The sequence below is a fragment of the Mycobacterium sp. P7213 genome (genome assembly GCF_900604305.1).
GTDB lineage: Bacteria > Actinomycetota > Actinomycetes > Mycobacteriales > Mycobacteriaceae > Mycobacterium.
Genome location: NZ_UWOA01000109.1, coordinates 1 through 971 on the forward strand (window position 1 = coordinate 1; position 971 = coordinate 971).

Annotated in this window: 1 pseudogene; it reads left to right on the plus strand. The window is 65.5% G+C overall.

The window, feature by feature from the left end:
- Positions 1-939 (plus strand): annotated as a pseudogene (locus EJK91_RS21400) (IS3 family transposase); the annotation flags it as partial.
- Positions 940-971 lie beyond the last annotated feature (32 nt).

Sequence of the window (971 nt, forward strand, 5' to 3'; positions counted from 1 at the left end):
AGCAGGAGAACGAGGTCCTGCGGCGGGCGGCAGCGTATTTGTCGCAGGCGAATCTGCCGGGAAAAGGCTCTACCCGCTCGTAAGCGAGCTCGCCGCCGACGGGATCCCCGTGGTGGTGACGTGCCGGGTACTGGACATTGCTCGCCAGCCCTACTACCGGTGGCTTCAAGAACCGGTCACCGATGCCGAGATCGTCGAGGCCTACCGCACCAACGCCCTCGTTGACGCTCATCGGGACGATCCGGAGTTCGGCTACCGGTTCCTGGTCGATGAGGCCGCGCTGCCGGTCAGCCGATGGCCGAGCGCACCGCMTGGCGGATCTGCTCGAACAACGGGTTGTGGAGCGTGTTCGGCAAGAAGCGGGGTCGCAACGGCAAGAGGCCCGGTCCGCCAGTTCACGATGACCTGGTCGGCCGGGACTTCACCGCCGATGCCCCCAATCATTTGTGGCTGGCCGACATCACCGAGCATCGCACCGAGCAGGGCAAGCTCTACTGCTGCGCGATCAAGGATGTGTTCTCCAACCGGATCGTCGGCTACAGCATCGCCGACCGGATGAAATCGCAGCTGGCCGTTACCGCGCTGCGCAACGCGGTCGCCCGCCGCGGCGATGTCGCCGGCTGTGTGCTGCACACCGACCGCGGGTCGCAATTTCGAAGCCGGAAATTCGTTGCCGCACTGCACCACTACGACATGGTCGGCTCCATGGGCCGGGTCGGCGCCGCCGGCGACAACGCCGCCATGGAGTCGTTCTTCAGCTTGCTGCAGAAGAACGTCCTGGACCGGCACCGCTGGGCCACCCGCGAAGACCTACGGATCGCGATTGTCACCTGGATCGAACGCACCTACCACCGTCGCCGGCGCCAGATCGCCCTGGGCCGGTTGACCCCGATCGAATACGAGACGATCATGACCACACCGGCCAGTCAGGCCGCGTGACCGAAACTGTCACCTATCCGTGCAGCAGACCC